The organism is Tautonia sociabilis, from assembly GCF_003977685.1.
Taxonomy (GTDB): domain Bacteria; phylum Planctomycetota; class Planctomycetia; order Isosphaerales; family Isosphaeraceae; genus Tautonia; species Tautonia sociabilis.
This window is the reverse complement of record NZ_RYZH01000002.1, coordinates 137,422-155,937: the sequence shown is the minus strand read 5'-3', so window position 1 is coordinate 155,937 and position 18,516 is coordinate 137,422. Positions and strand designations below refer to the sequence as shown.

Genomic DNA, 18,516 nt, shown 5'->3' with positions numbered 1-18,516 from the left:
CAGGTCCGGGCCGAACCCCCGGCCGGCCCATCGGGAGGCGAGGACACGATGTTCGGCAAGCTCTTTGGGTCGAAGGGATCGCAGACGGCCTCGAAGGCGGTCGGGAAGGCGGCCGCCCAGCCGCCAACGAGGCCCCCGGCCGCCGCCGTGCCGAAGATGAAGAAGGTGAACCTGACTCGGCGGTTCACCGTCCTCGCCGAGACGAGCCAGGGGAGCATGTCCCACGTCTGCAAGGCGCTGGACAACGAGCAGAAACGCTCGGTCTGCCTGAAGATCCAGAACGCCACCAAAACCGCCGAGGCCCTGGCCCGAGCCACCAAGGAAGGCCGCCCCCCCGAGGGAGCCATCGGCGCCCGGATCCGGCACCCGAACGTCGTCCTGACGTTCGACTACGGACTCTCGACCAAGCGCGAGCACTGGATCTCGATGGAATTCATCGAGGGAGTGAGCCTGGTGGAGATCCGAAAAATCGGCGCCCGGGATCTGCCAGGAAAGATCGACCTGCTGATCCAGGCCGCCGAAGGGCTGGAGGCGGTCCACCAGGCCGGGTTCATCCACCACGACTTCGGCCCAAAAAACGTCCTGATCAACCGCGAAAACGTCGCCAAGATCATCGATTTCGGCCTGGCCGTGCCCGACGAACCCCGCTTCCACCGCCCCGGCAACCGCACCGGCACGCTCCAGTACATGGCCCCCGAGCTGATCCGACGCGAGACCACCGACCGCCGGATCGATGTGTTCTCCTTCGGCGTCATGGCCTTCGAACTGCTCACCAACCGGATGCCCTATGAGATGACCGGCGACCAGATGGCCATGATTCGGCACCGGATGAACGCCGAGCCGATGCGACTGGCCGAGGTCGCGCCGACCATGCCAGCCGAGCTCTGCGCCGTGGTCGACCGCGCCCTCGCCCGGCGCAAGGAGGAGCGGTTCGGCTCGATGTCCGACGTGGTCACCGCCTTGAAGGCGTTATCGATGGCGCCGAAGCCGGACGAGTGAGCCGTCGGCGGGTGCTTGTATCGCGGGCGCCCGGCGGTCAAACTCGGCAGGTCTTGGACCCGGACGGATGGCGCTTCCCGGAGTATTCCCCGGGCGCCGGGCCTCCGGGACGATCGTTCTCCGGACGAGACGACATGGAACCCCCGATGATCCGCCCCGGGCAAACCCCCGAGACTCAGGAGGTCCCCCGACTGGTGGCCTTCTTCCGGAACTCGGCCCAGGGAAACTTGGCGATTCAACTCCTGATTGGCCAAGGGGTCCCTTCCGACCGGCTCGGCGTGACCGGGCCGGATCGAATCGAGGGGCATCAGGGGATGATCCTGAGTATCCCGATCCCGGATGCTTCCGCCGCCGATCGCCTGGCATCGCTCTGCCGGAAACTCGGCGCCGAGGTCCACCGCCAACGTCCCTGACCGACCCTCCTCCTCTTCGCGAGCGAGCTCCACGATGGTGCCCACACTCCTCCCCGTCGCGGCCCTCCTCCTCCCGCTTCCCCCCGCACCGCAAGGGGGGGACATCCCGGCCTTCGCGACCAAATTGCCTCAGATCGAAACCGGGGCGCCGATCCTACAGTTCAACGGCAAGGACCTGTCCGGCTTCTACACCTATCTGAAGGACACGGCGTATGAGGATCCCGAAGAGGTCTTCACCGTCGTCGACGGCCAGATCCGCATCTCCGGTGAGCGCTGGGGGGGGATCACCACGGAGCAAGAGTTCGAGAACTACCACCTGATCGTGGAGTGGCGATGGGGGGACGAGACGTTCGCCCCGAGGCTGGACCGTTCCCGAGACTCGGGCATCCTGTTGCATTGTGTCGGCGAGGACGGCGCCGCGGGGGGGCAGTGGATGGAATCGATCGAATGCCAGATCATCGAGGGGGGCTGCGGCGACTTCATCCTCGTCGGCGGCGCCGGCAAGCCGACGATGTCCTGCAAGGTCCGCCAGGAGGAGGACGGCCAACTCTACTTCGACCCCGTCCACGGCGAGACCGTCACCCGGGACTCGGGCCGATACAACTGGTGGGGCCGGGATCCGGAGTGGAAGGACGTCCTCGGCTATCGGGGACGCCGGGACGTGGAAGCCCCTGCCGGGGAGTGGAACCGGATGGAGGTGATCTGCGACGGCGGGACGATCACCAACATCGTCAACGGTTATGTGGTCAACGTTGGCACCAACTCCAGCCTCCGCAAGGGGAAGATCCTGCTCCAGTCCGAGGGGGCGGAACTCTTCTGCCGGAAGTTCGAGGTGCGTCCACTCAAGCAGGATTGACCCCAGGCCTGGCCGAGCCGATCTTCCCCGAAGGCGTTCGTGGGGAGATAATGATTGAGGGATGGATGGTCGGTCCCCGACCAAGTCGCTCGACCCCCGATCCGACGCGAAGATCATGGCCGTTCGCCCTCGCCTCGCTCCGCCGCTGGTTCTCGCCCTGCTTGCCGCCTGGCCGGTCCCCGAGGCGACCGGCCAGGCCGCGCTGGTTGCCAGGGGTATCGACTTCCTCAAGAACCGAGGACCTGCGGTCTCGTCGGGAGAGGCGGCGCTGGCCGCCCTGGCGATGCTCAAGGCCGGGGTGCCCAAGGACGACGAGGCGTTGGGGAGGACGATTCAGAAGGCCCTGAGCCGCTCCCGCGCCGACGCCTACATCCCCGAGCGCTCCGGCGGGACCGACATCTACGAGACGGGGGTGGCCTGCATGATGCTGGCCAACCTCGACCCGGTCACGATGAAGCCCCTGATCCAGTCGGCCGCCTCGTACCTCATCAGCAAGCAGAAAAGCAACGGGGCCTGGGACTACGACAACCGAGGGGGGGACACCGGAGACTGTTCGATCTCCCAGTATGCCCTGCTTGGGCTCTGGGAAGCGGAGAACGCCGGGGTCAAGGTGCCGCCGAGCGTCTGGGAACGCGCGGCCCGGTGGTACATGTCGGTCCAGCGGGGTGGGGGATGGACGTACCACCCCGACGCCGGCACGGCCCCGACGGTGTCCATGACCGCCGCGGGGACGGGCAGCCTGCTCATCTGCAAGATGCAACTGGCCGTCTACCGCCAAAAGCAGGAAAAGCCGATCAGCCCGTTGCTAACTCCTCTGGTCCCCGAAACCGACCTGGCCGACTACCGGGTGGGCCTCTCCGAAGCGGACCTCGATCGGGCGATCGGTCAGGGGATTGCCTGGATCGCTCGCAACTATCGGCCGGGGCAGGCACCGCTGTTCGGTCCGTCGAGCTATTATGGTCTCTACGGCTGCGAGCGCGTGGGCGGGCTGAGCGGCCTGGAGCTGTTCGGCTCGCTGGACTGGTTCCGGGTTGGCGGTCAGTACATCGCGTCCACCCAGGGGGGAGACGGGAGCTGGCATGCCCAGTACGATCCCGTGGCGAATACCTCCTGGAGCCTCCTCTTCCTGACCCGGGCGACCCAGAAGACGATGGATCGTATCCGGGTCGAGCGGCTCGCTTCGGGAACGCTGCTCGGCGGCCGGGGGCTGCCGGAGAATCTGGAGAGCCTGACCGTCGCCCAGGGCCGCGTCGTGGTCCGGCCGATGAACGGCGCCGTCGACGAGATGCTGGCGGTGCTCGAGGACGCCCGGCTCGAGGGGACCGAGGAGGCCCTGGCCGGGTTGATCGACCGATACTTCTCCAGCGGGCCGCTCGCACTGCGGCCGTACACCGATCGGTTTCGCGTGCTCTTGGAAGACGGAATCCCCTCGCAGCGCTTGACGGCCGCCTGGGCGCTGGCCCGGACCGACGACCTGGATGTGGTGCCGGACCTGATCGCCGCCCTGGAGGACCCGAGCGATGAGGTCGTCGCCACCGCCCGGTACGGCCTCAAGCTGCTGAGCCGAAGGTTGGACGGTTTCGGGCCTCCCCCGGGAGCCGACGCCCTCCAGAAGCGGGAAGCGGCCCGGCGCTGGCGGGAGTGGTACGAGTCGGTTCGTCCGGCCTCGCTCAGTGATCAGGCCGTCTCCCCCCGGAACAATTGACACCGAGCCGGCCGCCGAGGGATGCTCCCATGCCCCCCCGACCGACCACCGACACCGCATCGACGACCCCGACGACCACGACGGCCCCGACGGTCGAGCCGGGCCTCCTCACCGCTCGCTTCGAGCCGAGAATCCAGGGGGAGTCGAATTACGATCGGGTCACCTCGCTCCTGATGGCGGTGATCCTGGGGGTGGCGATCGTCGTCGGCTGGCTGGGGCTGATCTACTTGACCAACCGGTCGTATGCCCGCAACCTTCCGGCCGAGATCCAGATCATCGAGGTCTTCGGCGGCGGGGGGGGGACTCCGGAGGGTTTGGAGAACCAGACCGAGCAAATCGACGTGCCCGACGCGGCGGCGGCCGCCTTCGCGTCGAACAACGAACTGGCGCCGGCCGACTTCGAGGAGCCGGCCGTACAGCAGACCCCCTCGGCCATGGTCGAGGCGCTCACGACCGAGCAACTGGCCGACCTGGCTGAGGAGATGCCCCAGGGGGGAGCCGTGGCGACCGGCATCCGGGCCTCGAAGCTCGGCACCGGTGCCGCTTCCTACGGCCTCGGCGCAGGAGACGGCGGGGTGCCGCGGGAGGAACGCTGGACGATCATCTACAACCCCGGCCAGACCATCGACGAGTATGCCCGCCTGCTCGACTTCTTCGGGGTCGAGATGGCGACCGTCATCGACGGCCAGATGCATTACGCCGCCCACTTCACCAAGCCCAAGCCCGACGTCCGAGTCACCGGCCGGGGGAACGACCCCCGGCTGTATTTCCTCTGGCAAGGAGGGGGACGACGGCAATCGGACATCGAATTGCTGCGCAAGGCGGGGATTCCGATCGGGCAGCGTGAGCCGATCTTCCAGTTCTTCCCCGACCAGGTGGAGCAAATCCTCTCTCGGCTGGAGCAGCAGTACAAGGGACGGCAGCCTTCGGAGATCCGGTCGACGAAATTCACCGTCATCCCGACCGGAAATCGCTTCGCCTTCCAGGTGATCGACCAGCAGCCGTTGAACTGACCGCCCGGTTCCGATTCGGCTCCACCGGCTTCGGGCCGCACCGCAACCCTGGACAACCCGCATGGCGACACTCGAGATCCACGACGGTAAGGGACGGGTTGAATACCGGACAATCAGCCGGGACCAGCAGATCCTGATCGGGTCGGATCCGAGATGCGACATCGTGATCGACGACCCCGCCGCCCTTCCCTTTCACGGTCGGCTGCGGTGGAAGGTCGACCGCTACAAGGTGGAGGCCACGCCGGAGGCCCGGGCCCTGGAGGTCGACGGCAAGCGGGTTGTCTCCTCGAGCTTCCGGCAGGGGAGCGAGCTGAAGATCGGCAAGGCCCGCGTCTTCCTCATCACGCCAGATGATGGCCCCGCGGAGTTCGACAAGACGCGCATCCAGCCCCGGCCCGGCGCCGCCGCCGGGGGCTGGGGAGGCCAGGTCGGGGTGATGGCCGGGGAGGTCGCTCCTCCTTCGCTCGAAGATGAGTTCGATGACGTCGAGGACGTCCTGGAGTCACCGTCGCCTCGACCGCACTCAGGAGCTCGCCGGGGTCGGGGACGGAAGAGTGATCGGCCCGAGGCCCCCCTCCCTCCCCAGGCGAGAGCCACGCCGGCCGTCGAAAGCCTGTCGAGTTCGCTGACCCGGTGGATCCGCTCGATCCTGTACGGGAGGGACCAGGCGCCGGGAGAGGAACGCGTCCTCTCCTCTCCGGTTGTCATCCTCCTTGTCCTGGTTCTGACGGTGCTGGTGGTGCTGGGATTCGGCCTCTTCGGCATCATCCGAGAGATGGCGGCCGACCGGGCCTTCGCCAAGGCGAAGGAGAGCCTCGACAATGCCGAGTACCGAAACGCCATCGAGCGGCTTTCCGCCTACCTGGACGACTTCCCGAACCACGAGCACGCCTCCGAGGCGAAGGTCCTCTCCGCCCTGGCCGAGATCCGGCAATTCACCACGGGAAGCAACCCGGCCTGGGCCAACGCTCTGGACGCGGCGCAGGCCATGATGCAAGAGGTCCGCGAGGAACCCGCCTTCGACGACGCGCGTCCCGACCTGGCCGAGGCCGTCATGGAGGTCGCCGCCGGCCTGATCGACCGGGCGGGCCGGCTGGCCGACGCCGAGGCGCTGACAAAGGCCGAGGAGGCCATCACGCTGCACGACCGGGTCGGCGGCTCGGCCGCGACCCTGGCCCGAGATCGGGCTCGGCTTCCCGAAAAGCTGACGGAGGCCCGAGCCGCGGTGGTCAAGGCGCAGGCCCGCCGCCAGGCGATCGCCTCCATGGACGACGCCCTTGCCGCCGACGACCCCGAGGCGACCTACGCCGCCCGGGACGCCCTGGTCGCCCGATATCCCGACCAGGCCGACGATCCTGAGATCATCGATCGTCTGCGGTCGGCCAACGAACTCATCCGGGGGCTTACCGAGGTCGACGCGACCCGGGCCCGCGGATTCACCGAGCCGAGGCCGGATCCCCTTGGGCCGCCCACCTCGCTGGTCCTGCGATCGACCCTGGAGCCGGCCGACGGCCAGGGCCCGTATGTCTTCGCCCTCTCGGACGGCTTCGCCTACGCGATCGACCCGGAGCATGGGGCACCGGTCTGGCACGTGCCGGTCGGCCTGGACTGCCCGTTCCCTCCGGTCCGGATCCCGGGAGCGGGGGATGACGTGCTTGTGGTCGATGCCCGGTACAACGACCTGGTGCGCCTCTCGGGGCGGGACGGCTCGCTCGCGTGGCGGCAGGAGCTGGGTGGCCGGGTCGAGGACCCGCCGCTCATCCTCGGCAACCAGATCGCCCTGGGAACGGTCGATGGGAGGCTGCTGCTCCTCAATGTCTCGACCGGAGAGAAGCAGGGGGCCATCCGACTGGGTCGTCGGCTCTCCCGGACCCCCGTCTCCGACGAACTCGGGCGCTACTACTATGTGCTCGGCCATTCGGCCGTGGCGTTCGTGATCCAGCGGGACCCCCTGGAGTGCGTCGCCGTCGAGTACATCGGGCATGCCCCGGGAGCCGCGGCCTGCCCGCCGGCTCGTCTGGGGAACTACTTCATCGTGGCCGAGAACAACCGGCCGGACTCGGGACGCTGGTTGATCTTCCAGATCGAGGGGGAAGGGACCAGCCTCCGGTTCCGTCAGCGGATCGACCAGGTCGGCTGGACCTGGGACACGCCGGCCTCGGCGGGGCAGATCATCTGGGCCGTCACCGATCGGGGAGGCGCGGACGCCTACTCGATCGGCCCCTACGAGGAGGAACAGCCGTTCAAGCTGCTGGCCCAGACCACGAGGGAGGGGATCCGCCTCGGCCCGACCTTCTCGTACGCTCGGTCCGATCGCGAGCTGTGGGTCGCCTCGGCCCGATCGGCCCGGTACGACCTGGACGCCGAGCAGGGGACGATCGCCTCCCCCTGGACCCTCTCCCAGGCTGGGGCGGCAATGGCCCCTCCCCAGGTGATTGGCGGGAGGATGGTGCTCTCGCAGCAACCCGACCGCGGCCGCGGGGCGGCGCTGTGGTGTGTGGACCCGAAGGATGGCCGGGTCGCCTGGAGGACGGTGCTCGGCTCACCCTGGCCCGCCTCGCCGGAGCCGACCCCGGACGTCCGGGGGCTCGCCTCGCTTTCGGGAGACGGCACCCCGCTCCTACTTCCCGCCGACGAGCTCCGGGAGGGCGGCTTCGTGATCGAGCCCCTGCCGAGGCCCGGCGATCGTCGCCTCCCCGTCGGGAGACTCCGCCGCCTCGAGGCCGGGACCGCCACCCTGATCCTTCCGCCCGACTCCCCCGATCACCTCTTCGTCAAGGAACGCGACACCGGCCGGCTCGACCGCGTCGTGCTGCCTTCTCCGCTGGCGGCCCGGCCGCTGATCTGGGGAGGGAAGCTGCTCGTTCCCGGGGTCGATGGCCGAGCCTACCTGATCGATCCGACGACTGGAGGCCCGGAGGCCGATCCCTTGCTCCCGACCTTCAGCGGAGACGGGCCGCTGCAATGGCTCGACCCGGTCGCGATCGATGGCGATGGTGTGATCCTCGCCGACCGGGATGGGACCGTCCGTCGCCTCGTGCAGGACGCCGGGGATCGTCCCCGCCTGGCAGTCGACGCCGAGACGAGCCTCGGACAACGGCTGGTCGGCCCCCCCGGATCGACCGGTGATACCGCGATCCTGGCCACGGCCGACGGCTGGATCCGGGCCCTGGCCGCACGCGACTTGAGCCCCGCCGGTGCCTGGGAGCTCGACGCCCCGCTCGCCCTTGGGCCGTACACCGACCCGACGACCGGCACGGTGCTGGTGGCCGATGCCTCGGGCAAGGTGATCGCCTTCGGCCCCGGCGGCGAGCGACTCTGGACCATCGACCTGGAGGGGGACACACTCGCGGGTCCTCCCGCCATCGGCGGAGAAGATGTCTGGCTGCTCACCCAGGGCGGGACGCTGCACCGCCGTTCCCGGCTCGACGGGGCCTCCGTCGCTCGCTTCGCGCTTACTCCGCTCCCCGCTGGAGGCCCAAGCCCGATGGGAGAAACGCTCGCCGTGCCGGTGGCCCCCGGCACAATCCGGACCATGGTCCCCGACGCCCGGGGCCTTCCGGCGGAATGACTCTGGTCATCCCCCGGGGAGAGCATCGGGGGGCAATCCGATTCAAGGGCGGGGGACCGAGAGACGGATCCGCTCGGTCCCTCGCCCTTGACGTTCAACTCGGCTCCATCAGGTCGGGGGCGATCCCGGTCAGTGTCCGGCGTCCACCGTGGCCTGGCCGGAGACGCGGAGCAAGGCTCGGGCGCGGGCCTCGGCCCGACCCTTCTCGTTCAGCTCCAGCTCGCTGGTCGCTCGGCGAGCCTTGGCCGCCGAGAGCTCGGCCCGGGCGGCGTCGGCATCGATCGCCTCGGCGGGGATCGCCCGAGCGGTAAGGACCGTCACAACATCGTCCCGGACCTGGGCGAAGCCGCCGTCGACGAAGAAGCGACGGGTGGTGGCTCCGGCCCGAATTCGAAGCTCGCCGTAGCCGAGGCGGCCGATGAGAGGGCTCCGGCCGGGGAGCACGCCGAGTTCGCCGTCGTAGAGCGGCAGTGCGACGAACTCGGAGGGTTCGTCAAGCACCGTGGCCTCGGGAGTGACCACGACGCATCGGACGCCGTGGTGCTCCTTCTTCACGGGGCTCCCCGGCGGGGTGTCGAACGGTTCCTCGGGTTCGATCAAGGCCGCGGTGGTGGACATGGCCGTTGGGAATCTCCCGGTTCAGAATCGAGGTGGAGCGGGGGAGGGCAGGATGCGAGCGGCCGGCTCAGCGGGCCATCCGCTTGGCCTGCTCCTCGGCCTCCTCGATGGCGCCGACGTAGAGGAAGGCGCTCTCCGGCAGGTGATCCCACTTGCCCTCGCACAGCTCCTTGAAGCTGCGGATGGTGTCGGCCAGCGGGGTGTACTTGCCGGCCTTGCCGGTGAAGACCTCGGCCACGAAGAACGGCTGCGAGAGGAAACGCTCGATCCGGCGGGCGCGGTGGACGACGATCTTGTCCTCCTCGGACAGCTCGTCGATCCCGAGGATGGCGATGATGTCGCGCAGCTCGCGGTACCGCTGGAGGATCGATTGCACGCGGCGGGAGACGGCGTAGTGCTCCTCGCCGATGTACTGCGGGTCGAGGATGCGGCTGGTCGAGCCGAGCGGGTCGACCGCCGGGTAGATGCCCTTCTCCGAGATCGACCGGGCGAGCACGATGAAGGCGTCGAGGAAGCCGAAGGTGGTGGCCGGAGCCGGGTCGGTCAGGTCGTCGGCGGGGACGTAGACGGCCTGCACGGAGGTGATGGCGCCCTTCTGGGTCGAGGTGATGCGCTCCTGGAGGGCGCCCATCTCGGTGGCGAGGGTCGGCTGGTAGCCCACGTTCGAGGGCATGCGGCCGAGCAGCGCGGAGACCTCGGAGCCGGCCTGGCTGAAGCGGAAGATGTTGTCGATGAACAGCAGGGTCTCAGCGCCGGTGGCGTCGCGGAACCACTCGGCGTTGGTCAGGGCCGAGAGGGCGACTCGGAGGCGGGCGCCGGGGGGCTCGTTCATCTGGCCGAAGAACATGACCGTGCTGTCGATGACCGACTTGGCGTCGGCGCCGGTGCCGGTCTTGGTCTCCTGCATCTCGAGCCAGAGGTCGTTCCCCTCTCGGGTGCGCTCACCAACGCCGGCGAACACGGCGTAGCCGCTGTGAACCTTGGCGATGCGGGCGATCAACTCCTGAAGAATCACCGTCTTGCCCAGGCCGGCGCCGCCGAAGAGGCCGATCTTGCCGCCGCGGACGAACGGGGTGAGCAGGTCGATGACCTTGATACCGGTCTCGAAGACCTCGGTCTTCGGAGAAAGGGTGTCGAAGGACGGAGCCGGGCGGTGGATCGGCCAGTGCTCCTTGGCCGGAACGTCGCCTCGGCCGTCAATCGGGTCGCCGAGCAGGTTGAAGACGCGACCGAGGGTTTCGGTCCCGACGGGAACACTCACTGGGGCTCCGGTGTCGATCACCTCCATGCCCCGGACCAGGCCGTCGGTTCCTCCCAGGGCGACGCAGCGCACCCGGTTGCCGCCGAGGTGCTGCTGCACCTCGCCGGTCAGACGCACCCGGACGCCCTTGACCTCGGTGTCGACGCGGAGGGCGTTATAGATCTCGGGCAGGTGGCCCTCGTCGAACTCGGCGTCGAAGGTCGAGCCGATGACCTGGGTGATCCGGCCGGTGGCAGTGGCGGTGGCCATGGGGATGTCCTCGGATTCGTTCGATTCAGGCTCGGGAGCGGAGCGGTGTGCGGGGAAGACGGCCGGGACAGCGTCGAGATCCCGGATCACTCGAGGGCGGCGGCGCCGCCGATGATCTCGGACAGTTCTCGGGTGATCTGAGACTGGCGGGCGCGGTTGTACTGCCGGGTGAGGCTCTTGACCATCTCGTTGGCGTTCTCGGTCGCGCCGCGCATGGCGATCATCCGCATGATCTGCTCACTGACGGCGGCGTCGAGGAAGCACTTGAACAGGCGGATCTTGAAGGAGGTCGGGACGATCTCCTCGAGGATGCTCTCCGGGTCGGGGAGAAACTCATAGGGGACCCGGCCCCGGGAGGAGGCTCCGGCCCCCCTGGCGGGGTGGCGGCTCGTATCCTCGCCGACCTGGGAGACGGTCATCGGCAGAAGCGTCTCGGTGACGGGGACCTGCCGGGAGGAGGAGAGGAACTTGGTGTAGACCACCTGCAGCTTGTCGATCTCTCCCCGGAGGAACTGACCAATGAAGCGGTTGGCAAGGACCTCGACCTCCTCGAACTGGGGCCGGTCCTCGAACTGGGTGTAGGAGGCGTCGATCGGGATGCGTCGGAAGCGGAGGAAGGCGATGCCGCGCTTCCCGGAAACCTCCAGTGTGGTCGGAGTGCCGGCCTCCTGGAGCTCGTCGTACTCGCGGGTCGCCAGGCGGAGGACGCTGCCGTTGTAGGCGCCGGCCAGGCCTCGGTTGCTTGTCAGCACGAGCATGGCGGCCCGCCTGACCGGATCGCGCTCCTCAAGCAACGGGTGGGCGACCGTCGACGAGGTGCCCCGGAGGTCGGCCACGATCTCCGCGATCTTCCGGGTATACGCCTCGGCCTGCGTGGCGCGGTCCAGCGCCTTGCGGAAGCGGGCCGTGGCGATCAGCTCCATGGTCCGCGTGATCTTCTTGATGTTCTGGACCGCCTTGCGGCGCTTGATGATCGCTCGGGCCTTGGCCATGGTCGGGGGCGTCTCGGTTCGGGGGAGGCCGGGTCGGCGGGGCCGGGGCCGGGGCTCAGTGGCGATTGCGGTCGCCGCCCGATTCCCGGCCCCACGGACTTGCCAGCGGGGAGGACGATCAGGCGGTGGCGGCGGCCACCGCGTCGGCCTTCGGCTGCGGGTGGGCGGATCGGAAGCGGGTCTTGAATTCCTCGAGCGCCGCCCGGAGGCTGGTGGCGATCTCGTCGGTCAGCTTCTTCTCGGCGAGGAGCCGGTCGCGGATCTCCTTCTTCTCGGTCTCGATGAAGCGAAGGAACTCACTCTCGAAACGCTGGACCTGACTGACGGAAATGTCGTCCAGGAAGCCTTCCGAGCCGGCGAAGATGCTCATGACTTGATCGACGACGTTCATCGGCCGGTACTGGGGCTGCTTGAGCAACTCGACCATGCGGTAGCCGCGGTCGAGCTGCTGCTGGGTGGCCTTGTCCAATTCGGTGCCGATCTGGGCGAACGCCTCCAGCTCCCGGAAGGCCGCCAAGTCAAGGCGGAGGCCGCCGGCGACCTTCTTCATGGCCGGGATCTGGGCCTTGCCGCCCACTCGGGAAACCGAGATGCCGACGTCGACCGCCGGACGGACACCGGCGAAGAACAGGTCGGGCTGGAGGTAGATCTGGCCGTCGGTGATCGAGATGACGTTCGTGGGGATGTAGGCCGAAACCTCGCCTTCGAGCGTCTCGATCAGCGGCAGGGCGGTCAGCGAGCCGCCCGACTTGGCGACGACGGCGAGCTTGTGGCCGGTCGCATAGTTGGCCTTCAGGTCGTGCTCGGCCTCTTCCTTGCCTGGAACGCCGATGTAGACCTTGCCGTTCACCCCCCAGGCCTCGGTGACCGGATCCTTCGGGTCGTCGGTCGGGGCGGAATCGGGGACGATCACATACTTGTTGGCCAGCTTGGCCGATCGCTCCAGGAGACTGGAGTGGATATAGAAGACGTCGCCCGGATACGCCTCGCGACCGGGAGGGCGGCGGAGCAGAAGCGACAACTCACGATACGCGACGGCCTGCTTGGAGAGGTCGTCGTAGACGCAGAGCGTGGCCCCGCCCTGCTCGTACATGAAGTACTCGGCCATCGCGGTGCCGGCATACGGGGCGATGTAAGAGAGCGGGGCCGGATCGCTGGCGCCGGCCGCCACGACGATGGTGTAGTCCATCGCCCCCTCGCGCCGGAGGATGTCGACGAGCTGGGCAGTCGTCGACTCCTTCTGGGCGATCGCGACGTAGACGCAGATGACCCCCTGGCCCTTCTGGTTCAGAATGGTGTCGATCGCGACGGCGGTCTTGCCGGTCTTGCGGTCGCCGATGATCAGCTCGCGCTGGCCTCGTCCAATCGGGATCATCGAGTCGATGGCCTTGATGCCTGTCTGCAGCGGCTCGTCGACCGGCTGGCGTTCGGCGATTCCCGGAGCGGGGGAGAAGACCAGTCGGCTCTGGTCGGTGACGATCGGGCCGGCATCGTCGAGCGGCTCGCCCAGCGGGTTGACCACGCGGCCGATCATCGCGTCGCCGACCGGGACGCGGAGCAGCTCGCCGGTGGCGGAGACCGACTGGCCCTCCCGGATCTGCTTGAAGTCGCCGAGGATAATCACGCCGACGGAGGACTCCTCCAGGTTCAGCGCCACGCCTCGGATGCCGTTCTCGAACGCGACGACCTCCCCGGCCATGATTCCCGAGAGGCCGTGGATGCGGGCGATCCCGTCGCCAACCTCCAGGACCCGGCCGACCTCGACGCGGTCCACCTCGGCCCGGAACTCCTGGATCTCCCGCTGGATGATGGAGGTGATCTCGTCGGATCGGAATTTCATGGGTCGACCTTGGAAGTGGAGGAACTGGCTCGGTGGGTGCCGGCCTCGGGACAGGGACCGGGCTCGGCGAAGCGGTCGGGGATGTCCGATGGTTCGCGAGTGGTCAATCGACCACCAGGTCGGTGCGGCGTCGAATCTCGCCGGCCCGGCCCCGGGCCAGCTCCGACCGGATACGGCGCAGGCGTCCCCGAATCGAGGCGTCGAACAACTGGTCGCCGACTTGGACAACCAGGCCGCCAAGCAATTCAGGGTCGACCTCCTCGGTCAGGATCGGGGTGGCGCCTCCGGTCAGGGAGACAAGTCGCTCGCGGAGCACCGTTCGCTGGCCGTCATCCAGGGGGATCGCGGTCCGAACCGTCACCGGCAGCCGGTTGTTCCGACGGTCCCAGAGGGATCGGGCGATCTGGGCGATCAGCGGCACCAGCTCCAGCCGGCCTCGTCGGTTGAGGACGCGAAGGAACCGGAGCAGGGTGGGATGGGCCCTGCCCTCGAAGGCGGCGATCAGGATCTGATCGCGACGCTCCGCGTCGGCCATGCCGTTGGTGAGGAGGCGGGCGAACTCGGGCTGGTCCCGGAAGACGTCGACGGCCAGCTCGTCGAGGTCGGAGAGCACGGGCTCAGTGCTCGACTCCGCCTCGGCGACGTTGAGCAGGGCGACGGCGTAGCTGCGGGCGATCTCGGCGGCGCCTTCCTCGAAGACCGTGCCGACGATGTCGGGCCCGTGCGGAGAAGTGGTCATCTCAGGCGATGCTCCCCCGGCCCTGGCCGTTGCCACCGGCGGGCCCAACGGCCTCGAGCTCCTGGGAGGCGACCTCGATCAGCCGCCGGTGCTCGTCGTGCCCGATCTCCCGCTGGAGCACCCGACCGGCGACGGTGACGGCCAGGTCGACCGACTTCTCGTATAGCTCGGTGAGCGCCGATTCCTTGGCGGCGGCGATCTCCCGGGAGGCCCGTTGCGCGGTCGCCTCGGCGTCGGCCCGGGCCTGGTTCAAGCGTTCCTCATACACGGCCTGGGCCTTGCGATGGGCCTCGTCCATGATCTGACGAACCTGGTCCTGGACCTGCTCCATTTGCTTCCGGTGCTGTTCGAGCAGGGCCGCGGCCTCGGCTCGGGCGCGCTCGGCGTCCTGAAACGCCGATTCAAGGGAGTGCTCACGGTCATGCAGGGCCTTGGAGAGCGGCCCCCAGGCGAACCGCCACAGCACCAGCAGCAGGAGCAGGAAGACGACGAGCGTGTAGAAGGCCAGGCTCGGCTGGGCCTCGAGGATGTTCGCCTCGCCCTCGACGGCGTGGTTACCCTCGGCGTCGTGGCCGGGCTCCGCGCCGGTCGGCTCGGCGACGGCAGCGGGCTCGTCGGGTTCCTGGGCCGGGCAGGCGGAAGGAGCCCCGAGGACCAGGAGCATGGCCAGGGAAGTGAGGGTCAGCGGCATCGGCCAGGGGGCCAGAATCTTGCGCCGGAGCATCGCAGGGGGGCCTCGCGATCGGGTCGGGTCACGGCGATCGGGTCGGGCGACAGGTGAGACGGGTCGAGGGAGGGCGCGGGGCGGTCGCCCGCCCCGGGTCGGGCGACGACCCGGGGCAGGTGGATCACCCGTTCATCAGTAGGTTGTCAAGATGAATCCGATGATGATCAGCGCGAAGAACGTGACGCCCTCGATCAGGGCGGCCGAGATGATCATGGCCCTCTGGACATTGCCGGCAAGCTCCGGCTGGCGGGCCATGCTCTCGACGGCCGACCGGGTGAGCCAGCCAATGCCGACGCCGGCGCCGATGATCACCAGACCGGCGCCGAGGGCTCGGGTGTCGCTCAAGGCACCCTTGGTGGCGGCGGCGCTGGCGATGCGGGCGGCCTCATCGGCGTTCTGGGGGGTGTAGTCCTGGGCGATCGCGGAGGCGGCGGGGATCAGCAGCACGGCGGCGAGCACCAGGGCGGGGGCGGCGATCTTCGCGAGCGACATGGGGAGCGAGACTCCGAGTGGGGTTGGGGTTCGAGGAGCGGCCGATTCGGGGGCCGGGCACCGGGCGGACACCCGCCGCCCGCCGGCTCCCCTCCGGTTCGTACCGGGTCGGATCGGATCGGATCAGTGCGAGTGGACGGCCGAGCCGATGAACAGGGCCGACAGGAACGTGAAGATGTACGCCTGGAGGAACGCCACGAAGAGTTCCAGCAGGCTCAGCAGCACGACGCCACCGACACTGGCAGCGATGACCGGGCCTTTGATGTAGATCGCCGCCTGGCTGACTCCCAGGGCGAAGCCGAGGATGACCGCCAGGACGATGTGCCCGGCCATCATGTTGGCGAACAGTCGCACCGAGAGCACGACGTGCCGGATCAGCAGGCCGGCCAGCTCGATGACGAACATGAGGGGGACGAGCACGACCTTGAAGGAGATCGGCAGGTCCATGTGCGGGATCAGATTCTTGAAGAAACCGACCGGGCCCATCTGCCGCACACCGGCGACGACGACGGCGCCAAGAGTCATCAGGGCGAGCACGGCGGTGACGTTGATGTTGCCCGTGGCCGAGGCGCCTCCGGGAATCATGCCCAGCAGGTTGCAGAAGAGGACGAAGAAGAAGATCGTCCAGAGGAAGGGGAGGAACTGGTCGGCGTGGTGGCCGCCGATGGCGGGCCGGGCGATCTGATCCCGGATGAACAGGACCATCGACTCGAAGAGGTTCAGTAGCGGGCCTCGCGTGACCCGGTTCCGGGCCGCGTGGCGGGCCAGCGGGACGAAGACAATAACCAGCAACAGGGCGGCCACGGCCTCCATCACCATGAACCGCGTGACCTGGATACCGCCGAAGATCGGAATCACCGGGAGCGGGAACTCACCGAGGATCGGCAGCTCCAGCGTCGGGTGATCGACGACGTGATCCAGGGGACTGTGGGCGTGTTCTTCGGCCATGGTCGTCGAGAGCGCTCGGGGGGGACGTCGGTCGGGCGATCGCTGGGAGTCGGTCCGGCCCGACTCAGCGAGGAGGGCCGCCCGGGCGGCCGGGAGTCGCCAACTGAATTAGGTGGACCAGGCCAGCCGCGAAGCCAAGACAGGCCCCGACGAGCGTGGCCACCGGGGTTGACTCCCAGCGTCGGTCGAGCAAGAAGCCCAGCAGGGGTGGCACGGAGAACTCCAGGCCCAGGGCCGTGACCCGATAGGCCCACGCGATGCCGACGGATAACGGGCTCTGCGGTGGGGGGGAGGGCACGATGAAATCCCTGGCCCCGCCTCGCCCGGGGCTGCGACGATGGCCCGCTCCGCGGCCGGGAGCGAATCTCGCCGATGTTCGGAACGGGCCTCGGGCGACCCGCGACACGTAAAGGTGATAACGAGCCGCGACGGCCCCTGTCAACTCCCCAGACGCCGACTTTGAGAAATTTTTCACAGAGGGGGAGACGCCCCGCTCCCGGCCGCCGGCACGGCTGTCCCGCATCGTTGCAACTGTCCGATGTCGGACACTCCTCTCCAAAAATTCATTGACAGGGGGGAGCCGGCCATGGTATCACAACCATAGCTGGAAGTTACGCCCGCGAGAGCCGCAGAGCGATGAAGGGGGTCTGCCGATGGGCACACACTCGCTCCAGCATCGAGACCACCGTCAGGGCGGCGTCTGATCCCCAAGGCGGGGCTCGGGCGTCGCCCTCGGTGTTTCCGGGGCGACTGTGGCGCGAATCGGCCGGTGCCGCCGCATCGGGCGGAGTCCGTCCGGGTGTCGATCGCCAGTCCGCAGTCCGGGAGGCAAGGAGTTCTCCGGATCGGCCCACTCACGGATGATGACCGCGATGATCACGACGGGCCGCGTCGGCCCCGCCCGCGGCCCGGAGACGGAGTGGCCAGTATGACTGTCGAGACCCTCAAGGACTGCAACAAGAAGGAGCTGGCCCGGATGGCAAAGGACCGGGGGATACCCGGCTGGCACGCGATGCGGAAGGACCAGCTCGTTCGTGCCCTGACCACCGCGACGGCCCCTCCGAGTGCGTCGGCCCGATCCTCCAGCACCAAGGCACATCATAAGAGCGACGTCAAGGCCCGAGAGCCGCGACGCCGCCCCCGGCCGTCGGCCATCGAGGGGGCCGAACTCCCCTCCGCCGTCTCGCCGCCGAGGACGCTGGACCACGGCTGCGTCAAGGACCGGATCATCACTTCCGTCCGCGACCCCTACTGGCTGCACTCCTACTGGGAGCTCAGCCGCACGACCCTCGGTCGCGCCCAGGCGGCGATGGGACAGGAATGGCACGACGCCCGGCCGATCCTCCGGCTGATGGACGTGACCAGCGAGGACACGACCGCCAACGCCGAGCGGATCGTCCGGGACATCCCCATCCACGGCGGCGTCAACAACTGGTACATCGACGTCTGCGAGCCGCCCCGCTCCTACCGGGTCGACATTGGCTACCTCTCGCGCCGCGGACGCTTCTTCGTCCTGGCCCGTTCCAACGTCGTCACCACCCCGAGGGCCGGTTGCGCCGACCTGCTCGACGAGCACTGGGCGAGCGTCGACTCCCAGTACCAGACGATCTTCAAGCAGTCGCTCCACGGCGGCTCTCCCTCCCGGGATCTTCAAGAGATCTTCGAGGAGCGGCTCCGACGCCCGATGAATCCCCTGAACTTCTCCAGCCTGGGGACCGGCGCCCTGCACAACGGCTCGAGCGGCCGCGCCTTCCACTTCGAGATCGACGCCGAGTTGATCGTCCACGGCTCCACCGAGCCCAACGCCAAGGTCACGCTCCAGGGCGAGCCGGTGAAGCTTCGCCCCGACGGCTCGTTCAGCGTCCGTTTCAGCCTCCCCGACAGCCGGCAGATCATCCCGGCGGTCAGCTCCAGCCCCGATGGGGTCGAGGAACGGACGATCGTCCTGGCTGTCGAGCGGAACACGAAGGAGCTCGAGCCGATGATCCACGACGGCAACGAGCTCTGAGCCGATTCCAGACCGCCCTGTGCCTCCTCGCGGACGCCGCGACGCTCCCTCCAGGGAGCGTCGCGGCGTCTCCCATTTGTCGCGA

16 protein-coding genes are annotated in these 18,516 nt (G+C 68.5%); 7 read left to right on the top strand and 9 right to left on the bottom strand.

Annotated features, from left to right (window positions below):
• Nucleotides 1-48: 48 nt before the first annotated feature.
• The 6 genes from TsocGM_RS01790 to TsocGM_RS01765 all read left to right on the top strand — a co-directional run bounded on the left by TsocGM_RS01790 (nt 49) and on the right by TsocGM_RS01765 (nt 8,557).
• Nucleotides 49-999, top strand: coding sequence for a serine/threonine protein kinase (locus tag TsocGM_RS01790; protein ID WP_126723603.1), 951 nt, complete (start codon nt 49-51; stop codon nt 997-999).
• Between the two features lie 134 nt (nt 1,000-1,133).
• On the top strand, nt 1,134-1,412 hold the full coding sequence (locus tag TsocGM_RS01785) for a hypothetical protein (RefSeq protein WP_126723602.1): 279 nt from the start codon (nt 1,134-1,136) through the stop codon (nt 1,410-1,412).
• A 34-nt stretch (nt 1,413-1,446) separates the two neighbouring features.
• Entirely contained in the window at nt 1,447-2,268 is an 822-nt protein-coding gene (locus TsocGM_RS01780) for a 3-keto-disaccharide hydrolase (protein ID WP_126723601.1), read from the top strand.
• 61 nt (nt 2,269-2,329) lie between these two features.
• A complete protein-coding gene (locus tag TsocGM_RS01775; protein WP_126723600.1) occupies nt 2,330-3,973 on the top strand; it encodes a hypothetical protein in 1,644 nt (547 codons plus the stop codon).
• Between the two features lie 29 nt (nt 3,974-4,002).
• Nucleotides 4,003-4,986 carry a hypothetical protein gene (locus TsocGM_RS01770; RefSeq protein WP_233578172.1) on the top strand — a complete coding sequence of 328 codons (984 nt, stop codon included), beginning with the start codon at nt 4,003-4,005 and terminating at the stop codon, nt 4,984-4,986.
• Nucleotides 4,987-5,047: 61 nt separating this feature from the next.
• Nucleotides 5,048-8,557, top strand: coding sequence for an outer membrane protein assembly factor BamB family protein (locus TsocGM_RS01765; protein WP_158633333.1), 3,510 nt, complete (start codon nt 5,048-5,050; stop codon nt 8,555-8,557).
• 129 nt (nt 8,558-8,686) lie between these two features.
• Here the strand turns inward: TsocGM_RS01765 and atpC are convergent, their stop codons facing one another.
• The 9 genes from atpC to TsocGM_RS25720 all read right to left on the bottom strand — a co-directional run bounded on the left by atpC (nt 8,687) and on the right by TsocGM_RS25720 (nt 16,721).
• A complete protein-coding gene (atpC, locus tag TsocGM_RS01760) occupies nt 8,687-9,175 on the bottom strand; it encodes an ATP synthase F1 subunit epsilon (RefSeq protein ID WP_126723598.1) in 489 nt (162 codons plus the stop codon).
• A gap of 67 nt (nt 9,176-9,242) precedes the next feature.
• Nucleotides 9,243-10,685 (bottom strand): F0F1 ATP synthase subunit beta, encoded by a 1,443-nt coding sequence (atpD, locus tag TsocGM_RS01755; protein WP_126723597.1) that lies wholly within the window; start codon nt 10,683-10,685, stop codon nt 9,243-9,245.
• An 86-nt stretch (nt 10,686-10,771) separates the two neighbouring features.
• Entirely contained in the window at nt 10,772-11,677 is a 906-nt protein-coding gene (gene atpG, locus TsocGM_RS01750; protein ID WP_126723596.1) for an ATP synthase F1 subunit gamma, read from the bottom strand.
• Between the two features lie 118 nt (nt 11,678-11,795).
• Complete coding sequence (atpA, locus tag TsocGM_RS01745) at nt 11,796-13,517, bottom strand: F0F1 ATP synthase subunit alpha (protein ID WP_126723595.1); 1,722 nt, start codon at nt 13,515-13,517, stop codon at nt 11,796-11,798.
• 103 nt (nt 13,518-13,620) lie between these two features.
• The gene (gene atpH / locus TsocGM_RS01740) at nt 13,621-14,256 is read right to left on the bottom strand and encodes an ATP synthase F1 subunit delta (RefSeq protein ID WP_126723594.1); all 636 of its coding nucleotides are present in this window, start codon (nt 14,254-14,256) and stop codon (nt 13,621-13,623) included.
• A gap of 1 nt (nt 14,257) precedes the next feature.
• Nucleotides 14,258-14,980, bottom strand: coding sequence for a F0F1 ATP synthase subunit B (gene atpF, locus TsocGM_RS01735; protein WP_126723593.1), 723 nt, complete (start codon nt 14,978-14,980; stop codon nt 14,258-14,260).
• A 135-nt stretch (nt 14,981-15,115) separates the two neighbouring features.
• On the bottom strand, nt 15,116-15,475 hold the full coding sequence (gene atpE, locus TsocGM_RS01730; RefSeq protein WP_126723592.1) for an ATP synthase F0 subunit C: 360 nt from the start codon (nt 15,473-15,475) through the stop codon (nt 15,116-15,118).
• 123 nt (nt 15,476-15,598) lie between these two features.
• Nucleotides 15,599-16,423, bottom strand: a complete 825-nt coding sequence (gene atpB, locus TsocGM_RS01725; protein WP_126723591.1) for a F0F1 ATP synthase subunit A — start codon at nt 16,421-16,423, stop codon at nt 15,599-15,601.
• 64 nt (nt 16,424-16,487) lie between these two features.
• Nucleotides 16,488-16,721, bottom strand: coding sequence for an AtpZ/AtpI family protein (locus tag TsocGM_RS25720; RefSeq protein WP_158633332.1), 234 nt, complete (start codon nt 16,719-16,721; stop codon nt 16,488-16,490).
• A gap of 630 nt (nt 16,722-17,351) precedes the next feature.
• Between TsocGM_RS25720 and TsocGM_RS01715 the strand changes: the two genes are divergently transcribed.
• Complete coding sequence (locus tag TsocGM_RS01715; RefSeq protein WP_126723589.1) at nt 17,352-18,431, top strand: DUF4912 domain-containing protein; 1,080 nt, start codon at nt 17,352-17,354, stop codon at nt 18,429-18,431.
• Nucleotides 18,432-18,516: the final 85 nt, after the last annotated feature.